General features: G+C 62.3%; 10 protein-coding genes and 1 pseudogene. 7 read left to right on the top strand and 4 right to left on the bottom strand.

What is annotated here, in order from left to right; genetic code table 11:
• Nucleotides 1-153 precede the first annotated feature (153 nt).
• Together JN302_RS19300 and JN302_RS19295 are read left to right on the top strand one after the other, a co-directional pair.
• Nucleotides 154-1,584, top strand: coding sequence for an IS1182 family transposase (locus JN302_RS19300; RefSeq protein ID WP_202330014.1), 1,431 nt, complete (start codon nt 154-156; stop codon nt 1,582-1,584).
• Nucleotides 1,585-1,883: 299 nt separating this feature from the next.
• Nucleotides 1,884-2,813: an ABC transporter permease gene (locus JN302_RS19295; protein WP_202334102.1), complete on the top strand. Its 930-nt coding sequence runs from the start codon at nt 1,884-1,886 to the stop codon at nt 2,811-2,813.
• Between the two features lie 234 nt (nt 2,814-3,047).
• Here JN302_RS19295 and JN302_RS19290 read toward each other — a convergent pair whose 3' ends face one another.
• Both JN302_RS19290 and JN302_RS19285 read right to left on the bottom strand, forming a co-directional pair.
• Nucleotides 3,048-4,916: an AI-2E family transporter gene (locus tag JN302_RS19290; protein WP_202334352.1), complete on the bottom strand. Its 1,869-nt coding sequence runs from the start codon at nt 4,914-4,916 to the stop codon at nt 3,048-3,050.
• A gap of 446 nt (nt 4,917-5,362) precedes the next feature.
• Nucleotides 5,363-6,175, bottom strand: coding sequence for an MBL fold metallo-hydrolase (locus JN302_RS19285; protein ID WP_342215979.1), 813 nt, complete (start codon nt 6,173-6,175; stop codon nt 5,363-5,365).
• 276 nt (nt 6,176-6,451) lie between these two features.
• Between JN302_RS19285 and JN302_RS19280 the strand changes: the two genes are divergently transcribed.
• The 3 genes from JN302_RS19280 (at nt 6,452) to JN302_RS19270 (ending at nt 12,907) form a co-directional block, all read left to right on the top strand.
• Nucleotides 6,452-7,351, top strand: coding sequence for an HNH endonuclease (locus JN302_RS19280; protein WP_202334101.1), 900 nt, complete (start codon nt 6,452-6,454; stop codon nt 7,349-7,351).
• 204 nt (nt 7,352-7,555) lie between these two features.
• Nucleotides 7,556-11,794, top strand: a complete 4,239-nt coding sequence (locus JN302_RS19275) for a sacsin N-terminal ATP-binding-like domain-containing protein (protein WP_202334100.1) — start codon at nt 7,556-7,558, stop codon at nt 11,792-11,794.
• Between the two features lie 426 nt (nt 11,795-12,220).
• Nucleotides 12,221-12,907: an MT-A70 family methyltransferase gene (locus JN302_RS19270; protein WP_244846525.1), complete on the top strand. Its 687-nt coding sequence runs from the start codon at nt 12,221-12,223 to the stop codon at nt 12,905-12,907.
• On the opposite strand, the gene JN302_RS19265 is transcribed toward JN302_RS19270, so the two are convergent.
• Nucleotides 12,908-13,726: a BglII/BstYI family type II restriction endonuclease gene (locus JN302_RS19265; RefSeq protein WP_202334099.1), complete on the bottom strand. Its 819-nt coding sequence runs from the start codon at nt 13,724-13,726 to the stop codon at nt 12,908-12,910.
• A 115-nt stretch (nt 13,727-13,841) separates the two neighbouring features.
• On the opposite strand from JN302_RS19265, the gene JN302_RS19260 reads away from it, so the two are divergent.
• Nucleotides 13,842-14,936, top strand: coding sequence for a hypothetical protein (locus tag JN302_RS19260; protein ID WP_202334098.1), 1,095 nt, complete (start codon nt 13,842-13,844; stop codon nt 14,934-14,936).
• Nucleotides 14,933-15,361, top strand: a complete 429-nt coding sequence (locus JN302_RS19255) for a type II toxin-antitoxin system VapC family toxin (RefSeq protein WP_202334097.1) — start codon at nt 14,933-14,935, stop codon at nt 15,359-15,361. Before JN302_RS19260 ends, JN302_RS19255 begins: the two co-directional genes overlap by 4 nt.
• A gap of 183 nt (nt 15,362-15,544) precedes the next feature.
• Here the strand turns inward: JN302_RS19255 and murB are convergent.
• Nucleotides 15,545-16,237: pseudogene (murB, locus tag JN302_RS19250) on the bottom strand (UDP-N-acetylmuramate dehydrogenase); the annotation flags it as partial.
• Nucleotides 16,238-16,289 lie beyond the last annotated feature (52 nt).

Raw genomic sequence — 16,289 nt, 5'->3', positions numbered from 1 at the left:
CTTCTCCCACCAGGCCGTGTGAAAACTCGGGCATTGGTTTTTTTGATGTGTCGAGGAGCATCTTGGGCTTCCCAAATCAACCTGGATCGGATTCAAATTGTTGATCCAAAGCAGTGATTTGCCGGATTTTTGGTAGTTTGAGACGAGGCCGAAATGGCGCATATGACAGGCCAGTCGCGGGAGCAAACGAGCTTGTTCCCGGAAACCTTGGACGAGGCGGTCGGTGCCGATCATCCGGTGCGGGTCATCGATGCCTTCGTCGACAGCCTCGATCTGGCGCAGCTCGGTTTCTCCAAGGTTGTTCCCGAGGCCACGGGCCGGCCACCCTACGATCCGGGCGATTTGTTGAAGCTTTATGTGTACGGCTACCAGAACCAGGTGCGGTCGAGCCGCCGGCTTGCGGCGGAAGCGCGGCGCAACATTGAAGTGATGTGGCTCACCCATCGCGCGGCGCCGGCCTTCAAGACGATTGCGGATTTCCGCAAGGATCATCCGGAAGCGATCGTTGGGGTGTGCCGGGCCTTCGTGCGCTTCTGCCGGGAGCAGGCGCTGGTCGGCGGCACGTTGCTTGCGATCGACGGGACCAAGATCGATGCGGTGGCGAGCCGCAAGCAGGTGGTGACGGCCAAGGAACTGGAGAAGGCGACGGCGGCCGTGGATCGCAAGATTGCCGCCTATCTTGCGCAGATGGACGAAGCCGACCGGGACGAGCGCGCGGCGCAGACGGATGGCGTGGACGTTGCGGCGGCGGTGGCGGCCTTGCGGGCGCGCCGCGAGCAGATCCAGCAGCAGGCCGAGGCTTTGGCCGGACGCGGGTTGAGCCAGTGGGTTCGCACCGAGCCCGAGGCCAAGCTGATGCGCACGGCTCGGCACGGCCATCAGGTGGCCTACAACGCGCAGACCGTGGTCGACGCAAAACACAAGCTGGTGGTTGCCTTCGACCTGACCAATGACGGCAACGACCAGTGCCAGCTCCACCCGATGGCGGTGGCCGGCCGCGAAGCCGTGGACGGTGACAAGGTAACGGTGGTGGCCGATGCCGGCTATTCGAACGGCGAGCACGGCCAGCGCTGCGAGGACGACGGCATCACCGCCATCGTGCCGCGGGCCGAAACCGTTAACCCGGAAGGCAAAGAGTACTTCACCCGCGACCAGTTCAGCTACGACGCCGAGAGCGACAGCTGGCGCTGCCCGGCCGGCGAAACGCTCACCCACCGGGAGACCTCGTGGACGGAACAGAAGAAGAAGTACGGGACCAAGGCCTGTGCGGACTGTGCCTTGAAGCCGAAGTGCACGCAGGCCGCCAAGCGCACCATCATCCGCCACTTCCATGAAGATGCGCGCGAGGCGATGCACCGGCGCGCCATCAGCGACCCCGAGTGGATGGCGCAGCGGCGCATGCTGGTCGAACACCCTTACGGCACCATCAAATGGATGATGGGCCATCCCCGGTTCCTGGTCCGCGGGCTGAAAAAGGCCAGGTCCGAGTTGGCGCTCAGCGTCCTGGGCTACAATCTGAAGCGGGTGGTGAACATTCTGGGTGTGCCGGCGCTGCTCCAGACCCTGCTGTCCTCGCAAGCATAGGGGGGCATGAACTCGTGCCTCAACTTCCAAACCACTCACCACGCTATGCCTCCGTCCAGTTCTCACACGGCCTGCCACAAGGGGAGAAGGGAAGGCTGCCGCAGCGTTTCTGCCAAACGTCAACGTTGGTGATTTGCAGGGCCGCCGAAGCCAGGCTCCTGCCTTCTCCCCTTGTGGGAGAAGGTGGCCTCGCCCGCCAGGGCGAGGTCGGATGAGGGGTACTCTCAGCAGCACGGTCGGATGAAGGGTTCTTCCACAATGCATACACATCCAACCACCCACCCCGGAGGAAAACCAGCTTGGCCCTGACGACACGTTTCGGAACGCTTTTCGGGCTGATTGCGATCGTGGCGCTGTTTTCGGCGCTGTCGCCGGCGGGGTTTGCGCAATATTCCAACCTCGTCAACATCACGCAGCAGATGTCGCTGCTGGCGATCGTGGCGCTGGGGGCGACCTATGTGATGGCGCTGGCGGAGTTCGATCTGTCGGTGGGCGCGGTGGTCTCCTGGGCGGGCATATTGGCGGTGACCTTGTTCGGCGCCGGCTGGGGCCTGCCGGCGACGGTTCTCGTCACGCTTGCCTCCTCCTTCCTCATCGGCGGGGTGAGCGGCTTCATGGTGGCGCGCTTCCGCATGCCGAGCTTCATCGTGACGCTGGCCGTCGGCACCATCGTCGGCGGCGCCACCTTCTGGCTGAGCAACGGCGCGACCTTGTTCTCCGGCATCCCCGTGCCTTTCCGCGATCTCGGCCGCGGCTCGCTCGCCGGCATTCCGGTGCTGACGCTGTGGGCGCTGGCGATGGCGGCGCTTACCGTCTTCGTGCTCGACCATACCGAGCTCGGCCGGCGCATCCATGCGATCGGCGGCAACCGCGAGGCGGCGCGGCTGACCGGCGTGCCCATCATCCCCAACACGGCATGGGCCTTCGCGCTCTGCACGCTGTTCGCCGGGATCGCCGGGCTGCTGCTGACGGCGCGGCTGGGCAGCGCGCATCCGACCGGTGGCACCGGTTTTCTCTTGCAGGCCTATGCGGCGGCGTTCCTGGGCATGACGGCGTTTCGTGATGGGGAGGCAAACGCGCTGGGGACGGTGCTGGGTGCTGCGATCATCGCGGTGGCGGCGAACGGGCTGACGATCCTCGGGGTGCCGAATTATCTGCAGGATATCTTCACGGGGATGATCATTATCGCGGCGGTGCTGGTGCGGAATGTGGGGCGGGGTGGGGAGTGATATTCTCGCGGTAGTCGGTTAGCTCGGCGCGCTGCACACCCCTCATCCGACCTCGCTTCGCGAGGCCACCTTCTCCCACAAGGGGAGAAGGTCGGAGCTTGGCATTGTCGCTTCTGTAAATCGCCAACGTTGACGACTGGCGGAAGCGTTCCCGCAGGGCGTTCCCTTCTCCCCTTGTGGGAGAAGGTGGCCTCGCGAAGCGAGGTCGGATGAGGGGTAACTTCTGCCCCACCCTCACCCCTGCGCCGCCACCTTCGCCTTCTTCCGCGCCGGTGCCCGGCGGCGGGGGCGGGTGGGGAGCTTCAGGGGGATGGCGGGGGTGTCGGAGAGGGCGCCGGTGACGGCGTCGAGCATGCCTTGGGCGACGAAGTCGGCGTTGATGACGCCGGCCATTTCGACCAGCGCCTTGTTGTCGGAAGTACCGGCATCGGACCAGTAGACGATGCCGACGCGCAGGCCGCGGCGGGCGCGCTTCAGGCGGCGGACGAGGAAGCGGGCGTGGTTCATGGAATCCATGTTGAGGAAGCCGATCACCATGGTGTCGACCTTCTTCAGGTCGAGGCTGCGGATGTTGCCCGGCTCGATGTCGGTGAAGCTCAGCCACGAAACGTTAGCGCCCTGCACCTCGAGCACCTGCGCCAGCATGGCGGCTGCCGCGTCGTCGAGCTCGCCGCGCCCGCCGGCGCAGCAGACCGTCATGCCGGTGCCGTCGGGCAGCTCCGCCTCCCCGGCGGACCCGTTGTCCTCGTCGTCGGCTTCCTCCTCCTCGTCGGCCTCTTCGCGGACGATGTCTTCGAGATTGGCGACCATGGTCAGCGCGCTCGCCGCCATGCGCCGCCGCTCGGCCTCGGTCATCACCCCCCTCGCCCGGTCGTGCTCGCCGAGCAGCAGCGCGGGCACCGCCACGCTGCGGTAGAAATCGACGAGATAGCCTTCCTCCAGAAAATCCTCGGCATGGTCGGTGGCCTCGTCGGGGTCGCCGGCGAGCAGGCGCTGGTAGAGGCGCGCATGGGGCTCCAGCACCGGCTCGTTGCCGAACAGCACGTCGAGGAACTCGAATTGCGGCACATGCCTGCCGAGCACCACGAGGCAGACGGTGAGCGGCGTCGACAGCACCAGCCCGAGCGGCCCCCACAGCCAGGTCCAGAAGATGGCGGCGACGATGATGGCGAGCGGCGACAGGCCGGTGCGCGAGCCGTAGACATAGGGCTCCACGACATTGTTGATGATGAGCTCCATGACGACGAAGAGTGCCGCCGTCCACAGCACCAGCGACCAGCCCGGCGCCACGGCCACCGCCAGGAAGAGCGGCAGCAGCATGGCGATGACGGGGCCGATGAAGGGCACGAAACGCAGCACGAGCGCCAGCAGCCCCCAGAGCGGCGCGTTGGGTATGCCGAGCAGCCAGAGCCCGATGGCGACGGGGATGGCATAGGCGGTGTTCACGAGGAGCTGCGCCAGGAGATATTGCCCGACCCGGCCGCCCGCATCCTCCAGCGCCTGGGTGGTTCGGTGGAGGTCGCCATAGCCGACCAGCCGGATGAAGCGGTCGCGCAGGTCCTCCCGTTCGAGCAGCATGAAGATGACGACGACGATGATGAGGCCGGTGGTGGCGAGCGGCCCGAACAGTGGGGTGAGCATGCTGAGCAGAACGTCGAGCGGCTTCTGGCGCGAGACGATCTCGACCGGCAGCGGCTCGCGCTCGGCCTCGCCGGCCGCGGCGGGCTGCTCCTCGGCCTCGATCTCCCGGCCGACACGCTCGATGACGCCGGTGAGCCTGTCGACGATGCCGCCCGAAGCGCCGGTATCCTTGAGCGTGCGGACCTTGGTGAGGATGTTGGACTGGTAGAGCGTGATGTTGTGCGCGAGCTCGGTGACCTGCACGGCCAGCACGAAGCTGAACAGCGCCACCGCCGCGAAGGCCGAAAAGACGCTGGCGATGACGGCGGCGATGCGGGGTATGCCGAACCGCCGCAGCCAGGCGACGACGGGCGCCAGCGCGAAGGTGAGCAGCAGCGCGACAGCGAGCGGCAGGAAGACCTCCCGGCCGAAATAGAGCGCGGCGATGACGGCGGCCGTGGCCGCGATGGTGGGCAGCGACATGCGCGTGGGCGGCGCGGCGAGAACATCGGCGAAAGGCGGGTCAGTGTCGCGACGATCGGCCACCTAGCTTGTCTCCGGCATTGGCGGGATTTGATCGTTCGGCTTTGTCGGGCACAAGGGGAAAAACCTCTCCATCCGCGCCTTCAACTCGCGCCGTGGGGACAAGTTCCGTGCCGCCCTTCGCCGCCGCGCGCCGCCTGCCGCCTGCGTTGGCGGGAACTGCCTCCGCCCGGGCTCACAGAGCGGAACATGCAAGCCACTCCTGCGAAGCGGAAACTACAACCATGACGCGATCAACCGCCGGGAGATCGCCGCGGGGCACGAGAACCCGTCGTCCTGTAAAGAACTGGATTTTTGCAGGACGAAGCCTGTTCCCGCCGTAACCCGGAAATACAACCTATGGGCGCAATGACCCTTTGCGACCGGGGGCGCGGCGACGGCGCCGCCTATGGCCGCCGCAGCTCCAGCGTCTCGCCATCGGCCGGGATCAGCAGCTTCGAGGCGGGAACGCCCCTCGCCTCGGCGGCGCGGCGCAGATCGTCCCTCGTGACAGTGGCATGGTCGAGCGCCTCCATATGGGCGGCGACGACGGTTCCGCCGAAACTCTCGCAGACCGCGATCGTCTCATCGGCATCCATGACGATGAGATCGCCGTTCCAGCGGGCGCCGCAGGAATGGGTGACGACGATATCGGGTTTCGTTTCGCTTGTGGTCTTTTCGACGGGCGGATAAAGCACGGTGTCGCCGGCCCAATAGACGGAGGGCTCGCCCTCGGCCTCGAGGCTGAAGCCGATGACCGGCCCCATGAGCTCGACCACAGACCCCAGGCCGTGGCTGCCCTCGCGGCGCGTCAGCGTGATGCCGTTCCATTCGGCGCGGTCGGTGAGCGGCGTGACATCGGTGAACCCCGCCTCGCGGATCCTGCCCTCGTCGCCCGGCTGGCAGAAGAGCGGCAGGTGTTTCGGCACGCGCTCTTTGGCGACCGCGTCGAAATGATCCTGGTGCAGATGCGAGACGACGACCAGCTCGACGCCATCGAGGATCTCGTCGATGCCGACCGGCAGCTCGACCATCGGGTTGGGCGAGCGGCCGGTGAAGGACGGCAGGCTGTGTTTCGGCGCGAGATAGGGATCGATCAGGATAGTGCGGCCGGCGTAATGGAGCTTCAGGGTCGCATTGCGGAAGAGCTGGAGTTTCATGAGAGGCCAAAGATTGATGTTGGGGAGATCGGAAGCGATCGTCACTGCAAAATCAAGCACCGATAACCTATCGGCGTTCCGCCTCGATCAGATCGGAAGGCACGGATTTCGAAGCATGGGATGAGACGTCAGAAAATCCTATGAAACCGCTCGGACGTCAATATGATCAAAGGGTGGGTTATGAAGAAGTGATCGGGCGCGATAGGATAGACCCGTTCCATCCCCGGAGAAACGATCGACGCTTGATGTTCGGGCCGCTTACCATTTCACACTGGTACAGCGTCAACCAAAAACTGTTCGGTCGCAGACCCTTTCGTCACGGTGTATCAAATACGAATGGGATTCGGGGTTTTCATCCACCGCACAGATTCGATCTACGATGACAGCCCTGCTGAACGATATCAGTTACCGAGCATGTACCTGCGTCGCGCTCAGGGATGTGTCGGCGACTGGATCGTCTATTACGAACCTCGGAAGGTTTCCGGAACACGCGGCTATTTCGCCATCGCGAAGGTCCAGGAAATTATCCCAGACCCTGCTCTCCCGGGCATGTATGTCGCGCTGATAGAGCCGGGCAGCTATCTCGACTTCGTAAATCCAGTTCCTTTCAGCGGCGCCGACGGAGTTATCGAACGAGGCGTATTGAATGACGATGGCGGAATATCAGGGCGCGCACAGGCTGCGGTTCGGCCCATCTCGCCGACTGACTTCGACCGGATCCTTGCGCTCGGGCTGGAGCAACCAAATTCCGTTCTGCCGAGGCTCGATTTGCCCTCACAAGGCCCCGGATTCATCGAAACGCAAGCGCCATTCGAGATCGAACAAACGCGCGACAGGGTGTCTTACCTCACGTCGCGTATCGTTCGTGATCGTGTCTTTCGACAGTTGATCCTGCAAGCTTACGATGAGCGTTGCGCAATCACGGGATTGAAGCTGATAAACGGCGGTGGACGCGCCGAGGTCGCGGCTGCTCATATTCGCCCGGTGCAAGCAGGCGGGCCGGACATCATCAGCAACGGCTTAGCCTTGTCAGGCACGGCCCATTGGATGTTCGACAGAGGCCTCATCAGCCTATCTGATGATCTCGAGATTTTGGTATCCCGGCAGGCTAACGACCTGGATGGCATTTGGAACATCATCAATCGGACAGGACGGGCGATCCCGCCTCAGCGCCAGACGGACCGGCCGCATCCGCACTTCTTACAGTGGCATCGGGAAAACTGCTTCAAGCAGTAAGTTGCGAACTTCGCGGTCGCGCTCCTGAACTCCGCTCGGCGAGCGCTCTGAACGTCGCCGCACTTCCATTTGAATCGCGAATTGGCACGTCAGGAGGCGCCTTTGAACCAAGACGGACGTTCGTCTCCCGCCTGTGTTAACCGCAACCGAATAAGGCAGGAACAGCCCTTGCGTGTCCAGACAAGATGCCAGATCGTATAGGCTATGGCGAGGGCAAACGATCCCCAACAATTTCTGACCGGGCATGCAGATCGAGACGCAGAGGCGTCTTCGGATCATTTGGATTCGCGCGGCTGGCATCGTTTCCTAACGCGGGAAATCGAGAAGACGCAGCAAGTCTTCCGCACCAAGCCCAAGCTGCTTCTCGCGCAGGTGCGCAACGAGCGGCAGACTGCCGACGACTATGCCGGACGCGAACTGCTCGAACTCGTGCAGAATGCGGCGGATGCCGCCGCTGAGGTTGGCGGCAAGGGCCGCATCCGAATCGAGATCAGCCGCGAGGGCCTGATTGTAGCCAACAGCGGTCAGCCTTTCCGCCCGAGCGGAGTCGAGTCCCTGATGACCCCGCATGCCAGCGACAAGCCTAACAGGAAGGTCAAGCTGATCGGTGCCAAGGGGCTGGGCTTTCGCGCGCTATTGAACTGGTCGCATGAACCGATCATCTCCAGCGGCGCGCTGGAGATCGGCTTCTCATTTCAACACGCGGAGTCGATCATCGCCTCGCTCGCCGACGAGAGCGCCGAACTCGCCGAGATCTATGCTTCCGAGGAAGAACCCGCAGTGCCAATCCTCGCGTACCCCGCCTTCGGGGATGCGATGGGAACGCTCGGCGGTGTCACGAACACGCTGCTGCTTGAGCGCGCGCGAGCGCTGCGGTTGCTGGGATACGATACCGTGGTCGCGGCGCCTTTCGACGATGAACGCAGCCTGGAGCGCGCAATCGAGCAGGCCGCCGAGTTCGAGCCGACCTTCCTCCTGTTCGTTGACGCCCTTGAGGAGATCGAGCTCTGCATCGCTGACCGGCCCACCACATGCTGGCGGCGCACGCCCGCAGGCGCGGACAGCTATACGCTAAGGGCCGAAACCGGCGGTGAGGCGAGCGAACAAAGCTGGATCTGCGTGCGGAAGCGCGGCGAACTGCTACTTCACGGACGCCGCAAGGCGCGTCGCTACGAATTGGCGATCGCCTTTCGCAACGGCCCCGAAAATAGCCCGGGCTTTCTCCACAGCTATTTTCCCACGAGCATCCCGGTGCCCTTTGCGGCGCTCTTCCATGCCACGCTTGAGCTCGATTCTAACCGCAAGGCCTTCAAGGAAAATTCCGAACTCAATGAGGGCGTGCTCAAGGCGCTCGCCGCATTCTATGCGGAGGCGCTCGCGAAGCTCTCCAAGGGCAGACGGATCGGTAACGCGCTCGACTTCCTGGCGCGTCAGGAACCTTTCCCCAAAGCACTCAAAGACTTCGAAGCGACGGTCTATCGCGCCGTCCGCCCGCTTGCCATCATCCCGACCATGCACGGCGGCCGCATCAAACCTAACGATGCCAAGCTCGGCCCGCTCGGATATTCGAGTTATCTCCCGACCCGGCTCTTCGGCCAACTTCCGAGATGCCGCAACGCCGATGACCACGAGGTCCTGCTGCGGCTCGAGGTCAGCGAACTCCCCTCCGAAGCTATTGTACGCAACCTGCGCAAGGCCGAGCTCTCGCTTGACGAGCGTGCGAAGGCGATCGTCGGCATCGCGCTCAATCTGGACCCCAAGCATCAGCATCGCGGGCTGCTGCTCGACCAGAACGGGAAGCCAATTCAGGACAATCACATGCCGTTCCCGCCGCCAGCAAGCGGCGAACGGCTCCCCCAGCTACCGGACTGGGCCAGGGCGCGGTTTATACTGCCCGACCTCTGGAAGCTCGTGCTGCGTAGGATGGATGGCCAGAATCCCCGAGACAAGCTACGCAAGCTTAGCGGCTTCGGGATCACCGAATACAGCAACGAAAGCGTGATTGCAGCGCTTCGCAACCAGGCCGCCAAGGCGCTTGGCCGTGGGCGCCGTGATCCCGACGTTGTACAGCGCGCGCTCCTCCACACCATTCACGCCCTGTATTCTCCTGAGAACCGACGCCCGCCCGGAATATTCAAGGTGATGTGCCAGGACGGCGTCTGGCGCGACACGGGGGAAGTTCATTTATCGGAGCCATTCGGGCAGGTAGGACGCATCAATGCCGCGCTGTACGGCTCAGCGCCGGAGCAACTGATCGGGTCCGCAGAAGACAATGGCATCGACGGCGGCGCCACCAACCTCGCAGCGTTCTTCGAATGGATCGGGGTCAACCGCTGGCCGCGCGCCATCGCCGGGCCTGTACCGCACGACCTGCGCCCGGTCATCCTTGGCGCGCTGCCCGCTTCAATAATGGTCGACGATGGCAGTTCGCGCCAGACCTTCGAGAAGCACGAGATCATATGGGGCTACAATTTTCAGGCCGACTGCTCGATGATCGTCGGCCTCCAACAGATCCTCGCGACTGCCGAGAGCGACGCGATCCTGGCCTGGCTCGCGTTCGATCCGCGCTTCGACTTGTCCGCGCCCCACTGCTTTCCGGTGACCGTGAGGGGGCGCAAGGACGGCAAGGCGAATTTCCGCCGCTATCGCGGCGCGCTACCCGATCTCGTCCGCAAGCGCATCGCAGCGGAGCCTTGGCTGGCGTGCAAAGGTGACCGCCACGAGGCGCCGTGTGACGCTATGGTGCAGCCGGGCAGCCTAACCGAGTTGTTTCACGTGCCGCGCCCGGCGGTAGTCGGCAGCGAAGAACGCTTCGGCCTGAGCCAATATGCTTGGCGCCGGGGACTCGACCATGCCAGGGTCCCGCTCGGGCTTTCCGACCTGTCCGAAGCGCAAATCTTTGCGCTGCTCAGGGGGCTGCCGGAGCGCGCGCCCACCGAAGCCACGGTGCGAACCCTCTATCAGCAGGTCCTTGCACTGGACCGGTTCGACGTAGACGCGGCACCGACGGAGCGGCACGATTTTCTGACCAATGGTAAGGTCCAGATTCACCGCGGCCATGTTCGCGACTGGGTGCGACCGGCCGAAGCGCTCTACGCTGACCAAACCGGTTTCCCGCTGGCGGCGCGCGAGTTTCTAGCGCTGATCGATCTGCCGCCCCGGCGCAACACCGGCAATGTTGCGGAACGCTTCGGCGTTGCGGCGTTGAGCCAGGAGAAGTATCAGCTGGAAATTTCCAGCCTGACCGAGGAGACCGGCGCGCCCGCAGCGATGCTGAGGGCGGATCTCGTGAGTGCGCGGCCCTTCATCCGGGCGTTGCGCCTCGCCGATACTAACGTTACCACGCGGCTCCGCCGCTTCGACCGGATGAAACTGAAGGTCGCCTCTGCAGCGGAGATCGCGGTCACTATCCGCGACTGCAGGGTCGTAGGCCGGATCGAGCCCTGGACGCATGTACTTGAGAAAGACACTCTGATCGTTGCCATCGAGAGTTATCATCAGCCCGCGCAGATCTCGGCGCTGGCACACGAAGCGATCGCCGACGGCATCGCAGAGTTGTTCGACCTGCAGAGCGGCGCCGATTTTGTGCGACTCCTTTCAGCGCATAACGACGAGCTGCGGCGAATATTGCTGCGCCGCATGCTCCCCAATCTGTCAGATGAGGAAATAGTCGCGCTGCTCGCCGACATCGGTCCGCCCGACGAGGCCTATGAGCCGGTCAAAGTTGATGCTGCGACACTGGCACGTGGCCCCACATTGGGACCCGCACCAGCGCCGGCACCTGCCGATCCCGCTGCGCCGGCCGGCGGCCAAGGCGCCCTCGGCCCCGCGGCGCCTTCGTCAAAGCCGGGCAACCCGACCGCGGTCACCGCGACGCCGCTCGGCACTGGCCCAACAAGCGCGTCGACTCCTTCCGCGCCGCCCGCGGGCGGCCGGCCAGTCCAAATACGGGTGGCCAGGGCGACTGGGCCGTTATCGACCTCGGCGCATCCCGACCCCTACCGCACCGCGGACGCTGAGGAATGGACGCGGCTATTCGAGATCGCCGAGGGCCGGTTTCCACTTCCCGTCGCCCATCTACAGGGCCGGGGCGCCTTTGGTTGCGACTGGCTGAGCTTCGCTACCGAGACGGATCGGGATGCCTTCAAAGTGGATCCTGGGCTGACAAACCTTGTTCAGCGGTTCATCGAAAGCAAGTCGGGTACGATCGAGCTCACCGGCAATGAGTGGCGGGCTGCCGAACTTCGCCGTGCGCGCTTCTTCATCTACCGGATCGCATTCTATCCCGGCACCCGCGATTCCGCTGAGCTCACGATGGTGTGCGATCCCTTTGGGCACCGGCACGCCCTTCTGGCGCGCTACGAGTTCCGCATCGATGCAGTGGAGGGACGTGAGCGCTTCCAGCTGACGCCCGAAGATCCGAAGGCGGACCAGGCAGCCTAATCCGTCAAGGACGGCGCAAAATTCGTCGTTGGCTGGAGAAAGTGCTTCGCCGTGTCGTCGAGCCCATCGAGACCGCCAGTGTCCGCGTGGCGACTTTGGTAGACTTCCGGTCGTCTGAGGCGGGCAACGGCTCCCTTCACCCATACGCCTGTTAGAACACTTGACAGCATAGTTCCTGTTTTGTTCTATTGCTTAGACGGGGGAATATCAATGGACAGCCAAAGCGGTTTTTTTTGGGTGGGCACTCGAGTGTTTTTGGGACAAGCACCGGAGCTGGACAGGCAGAAATGCGTCCTCGAATGATGACGGAAAGCTGACGGAGAGGCCTCCATGGGCCAGGGCCGCTGAACCGCCGATGGGCAACATCGATCACGGCTATTGCTCGATAGCGTCTGTCCAAATTGTCAGAATCGGGGCATTGTGAACATGCAGAACAAAATGGAAAGGCGCCTCATGCTCGCGCGACCAGAACAACCGCTTGACCCGGTCGCCGACTTCCAGAGATTCATAGGCAAGAAGCGCTTCGCGACGATCATGGCTGATCCGCCATGGCAATTCATGAACCGCACGGGCAAGGTCGCGCCAGAGCACCGCCGCCTCACTCGCTATGGTACGATGACTCTCCCGGAGATCATGTCGCTACCAGTCGCCGACGCGGCCGCCCCTACAGCGCACCTTTATTTGTGGGTGCCGAACGCCCTCCTTCCGGAGGGGCTAGAGGTGATGCGGGCGTGGGGTTTTTCTTACAAGTCCAATATTGTCTGGCATAAAATCCGCAAGGATGGCGGCTCAGATGGTCGTGGCGTCGGCTTCTACTTCCGTAACGTCACTGAACTAATCCTGTTCGGCGTGCGTGGTAAGAACGCTCGCACGCTCGCCCCAGGTAGGACACAGGTCAATTATCTCGGCACCCGGAAGCGTGAGCACTCTCGCAAGCCGGACGAACAATATCCCCTGATTGAAAGCTGTTCGTCCGGACCATATTTGGAAATGTTCGGCCGGGGCGTGCGGAAGGGTTGGTCAACGTGGGGAAACCAGGCCGACGAAAGCTACGAACCGACGTGGGACACATATTCCAACCATTCTCGCGCAGTTCGCATAGCAGCCGAATAATTAACGCTCCGTACCAGGCTCGTCCTCGTCTCCTTCTTCGATCAGCACTTGCACAACCTGCTGGCTCTCGCCGAACGTCACAACGGTGTCTGGGATGCCGATTAACACCAGCGGGCATGGATTTCCTACGCCCCGATGGACACGGTCCTCCAGCTTTCGCCAATGAGTGGTTGCTTCTCCGAACTTGTCGGAGACGAACTTATCAACCCAGGCCTCACGAAAGGTCAGCGGATTTCTCTCGCGTGAGACTCTAACCTCGATGGCTTTCTTCTGCTTGGGCGTCGGCACATAACCCCACCGCTCAAGGTCAGCTATGTCATTGATCCCGTATTCTTCGCAAAACCGATGCACAATGGCCCGCATGTTCTCATGCAACGATCGCCCTCGAGTAACAATGACGCCGATCGAGATCGCACCGTCGGCATGCAAGCGCTTGAAATTCTCCAGATCGCGGTCGTAAAATGGGTCCTTGTTGTTCCATTCGATCTCCATCGCAATCGTATAGGTCCGATCATCGCCAATGAACGATCGGACGTGGTCCATCTTGTGGCTGACCGACTCCCGGGCGACTCCATTAATGATTTTCTCGACCGTGAACGTGACCGTGTCCCAACCTTTGGCCTTCAAACCTCGACGCAAGCGTTGAGTGCCTTTTGTCTCCCCGCCGCCCGATCCAATGATTTCCTCAATCGGGATAGTGGCGCCGAGGAGCACCTCTTCCAACTCGGCAACGGCCTCGGGAAACTCACCTTCAAGGATCGACCTTGCATGGCTGTGGAATTCGACTTGGAAGCCGCGGCTGCGTAAGGAATCAAGCATAACAACAACGGTATCCGAGCATCGCACCCGGATCCATCAAACGTTCTTGAAATCTTAAGGGACAGCGGGAACAATGTCGCCGCCCGCTCGGCGGGCCCTATGACAATCGAGAGCGATGACGGGAAAAGTGGAAGAGTGGCGACCGGGGAGCTTCACCAAAAACTTTTCTTGGGGCTCCGAACGAGGCTTCGCGCAGCTCTACGAGAGCATTCGCATTGGCTTCGATCTGAAGATGGAGGACATCCCGCGCGAGGAGTTTCGCCAACGCCTCGAAGGATTGGGCCGCCCTGTCTACATTCCGATCAACTTCTTCCTTTTCAATCGTCAACGGGATGGCATCGACTACCTTATTGCAGACGAGTTGGTGTTCCAAGCTATCTCCGGCAACCACTCCCCGCGTTTCGACAAGCTGGCGCTGTTCGCGTTCAACTTCTCTTATGTGGGTGTTTTCAAAGGCGCGCAGTCTTTTCAACGTCGACCAGCGCTCTGGGCAAATGGCTACGTTAAGGAGCGATTGGCGAAACAGTTAGAATGGGATACGCGACGTGTTAGCGCTGATGATATCGAAGCATTCCTAATATCTGAACCGCGTTATGTAGCACAGACCGCACGCAAAGTCGCGACCAACCTGGCACATCTATACAAGATTGGGCGAATCAGTGATCTCAAGACCGATCGAGTGGACCGCTGGTGGGTTGATGCTCTTTTCCTCGCGCTCGATCGCTTGATTGAGGACAAGCGCATAGCCGGTGTATATGTTGCAGAGACTGAATACGCCACCTTGCTTCAGCAATCGGACTTTGCTGCGGTGTCCGGCAAGCGCAGCCTGGAAAAGGACTTGGCGACTAAACATTTGGTCAGGTTGTATACTGCCTGTGGGGGGCGGGATCGGTTCTCTGATGAAGCAGTCGAGGCGAGGACGAACGTCTTGGTGCGCGATGTCGAGAGCTGGGTAGCGCCGAATGACCCCGACCCAAAAGGCGCCATCCACCCAACCAATGTTCGAATTCTCAAGAGCATTCCCGCTGCCTGCGCGATGCTTGCCATCTATGCTGGGTTCGACGTGATTGGCAGCATGCTGATGGACGAGTTCGACGCCGACGAATTCATTCGCGATCATACACGGGCGGCCTTAGACCGTCTGAAGCGAGAGGGAATTCAACCAACGATGACCACAGAGGAAGTACTCAAGTTGACGAGGGAAGCATGACGACCTTCTTCGACACTAGTGCCCTAATCGCGCTGACCAAGGATACGGAAGAACATCACCAATGGTCTCGCGAGCAGTTCGAAGCTGGAAAGTCGCGCGGCCCAATTGTCATTAGCCCAGTTGTATTTTCAGAATATTGCGTCGGCATGGATTCGCTAGAGCATGTACGGCAATCGCTGCAATCTCTTGGCATAGAATCATTGACAGAAGACGAAGCCGCCCTCTTCCGTGCAAGTCGTGCCTACATCCACTATAAAACAAACAACAAAGGGCCAAAGTTGTCTCTCCTACCAGACTTTCTGATCGGCGCAGCGGCTGAGACCTTGGGACGACCATTGGTGTCAACAAACGAGCGCGATTTCCTAAAATACTTTGAGGGGTTGCATCTCATCCATCCCGCTCGCAGAAGCTCAAACCCAGCTTAGAGCGGCCAGCACCTTTTTCCCTCAATCAGGTCCGATAAGCATACGTCTGCCTGGCCGGTGCCCGAGAACAGCCTCGGGAGCGCGTTAGTGTGTGGAGGTTGCCTGTGACGGTCGGGGCCGAACGGGATCGTATGGCTCGGGCGTGGATAGACCGCAATTCGACACGTGGTGGCCGCCCCACCCTCACAACAACTGCCCCAGAAACTCCTGCACCTCGTGCCCCGGCTTGAACTGGCCGATGCGCTTGATCTCTCAGTGCAGGCGGATGCCTGAATTCTCCAGCACACGCGCCCGCACGGTTTCGCCGAGATATTCGAGGTCGTAGCCGGTGGCGTTGCCGGTGTTGATCATGAAGTTGCAGTGCATGGGCGACATCTGCGCGCCGCCGATCATCAGGCCGCGGCAGCCGGCCTTGTCGATCTCCTTCCAGGCCGAGCTGCCCTCGGGGTTCTTGAAGGTGGAGCCGCCGGTCTTTTCGCGGATGGGCTGCACCGTCTCGCGGTGGTGCTGCACGGCATCCATGGCCGCCTTGATGGCATCCTTGTCTTCCGGGTAGCCCTCGAAGACCGCCGAGGTGAAGATGAGCCCGGCGGGCGCGGCCGTATGGCGGTAGGCGTAGCCCATGTCGGCATTGGAGAGCGTGTGGAGATTGCCCGTGCGGTCGAGCGCGCGCACCGCGACCACGCGCTCGCGCGTCTCGACGCCGTTGGCGCCGGCATTCATGCGCAGCGCGCCGCCGACGCCGCCGGGAATGCCGTGGTAGAAATGGAAGCCGCCGATGCCGGCCTCGTGGGCGAGCGCGGCCACGCGCTTTTCGGGGGTCGCCGCCCCTTCCCTGATGCGGGTCTCGGAGATCGCCTCGGCCTCGCCACCACCAGGTTGCGCCTCGCGCCGCTGCCAAGAAGACGTCGAAGTCGCTGCGTGGCTG

This window comes from Mesorhizobium sp. L-8-3 (assembly GCF_016756615.1).
Lineage (GTDB): Bacteria > Pseudomonadota > Alphaproteobacteria > Rhizobiales > Rhizobiaceae.
The sequence above is the reverse complement of the archived record's forward strand: the minus strand, read 5'-3'. Positions and strand labels throughout refer to the sequence as shown.